Origin of the sequence: Vibrio scophthalmi LMG 19158 (assembly GCF_000222585.1) — a bacterium.
In the GTDB taxonomy this organism is placed as follows: Bacteria; Pseudomonadota; Gammaproteobacteria; order Enterobacterales; family Vibrionaceae; genus Vibrio; species Vibrio scophthalmi.
In genome coordinates, this window is sequence record NZ_AFWE01000099.1 from 1 (window position 1) to 832 (window position 832).

The window sequence follows — 832 nt, forward strand, 5'->3', positions numbered from 1 at the left end:
GATTCTGTCGCATGATGGGGAACTAAATTCCCCATTAAATACTCAAATTGGTGTTTTTAACATTAACATTAACATTAACATTAAGCATCTAATCGACTTCTCTGGCTACCAACATCCCTCTGACATCATTCTTCTAGCGGTTCGTTACTATGTGTCATATAAGCTTAGCTATCGCGATATCGAAGAGATTTTTGCTGAGCGAGGTAGCTATGTTGACCACTCCACTATTAACCGTTGGGTTATCAATTTCGCCCCAATGATTGAGTCCAAAGCGCGTCAAATTAAACGACAAGTCTCATCATCTTGGCGTATGGACGAAACCTACATCAAAATTAAAGGTGAGTGGTGGTATTACTACCGGGCCGTCGATAAATTTGGTGACGTTGTTGACTTTTACCTAAGCAAAGAGCGTGATGAAAAAGCAGCGCAAGCCTTTCTTCGTAAGGCTATTTGCACCAATAGTTTGCCAGATAAAGTGGTGATAGATAAGAGCGGAGCCAACGCTCTAGCTTTACACAATATGAACGTAAGTTTGTGGCTAAGTGTTGTTTTTATGCTGAGCTTAATCGAAGTTGTCGATGTAAAATACCTCAATAATATCGTCGAGCAAAGCCATCGGCCAATAAAGCAAAAGATGATTCAAGCACTAGGTTGGAAATCGGTAGATGGAGCGATAGCCACCATGTCTGGACAGGAAGTTTGGACCCAAATTAAGCGGGGGCAAGTAGGCGATTTAAGTTTACCCGTTTGGGAGCGCTTTTACGCGCTCGCTGCATAATTGTGTCTGGAGAACGGCACGCCAGCATCGAACTCAAACTTTGCGACAGAACCC

1 protein-coding gene is annotated in these 832 nt (G+C 42.9%); it reads left to right on the forward strand.

The window, feature by feature from the left end:
• Positions 1–91: 91 nt before the first annotated feature.
• Entirely contained in the window at positions 92–778 is a 687-nt protein-coding gene (locus RH88_RS08515) for an IS6 family transposase (RefSeq protein WP_040757900.1), read from the forward strand.
• The last annotated feature ends 54 nt before the right edge of the window (positions 779–832 follow it).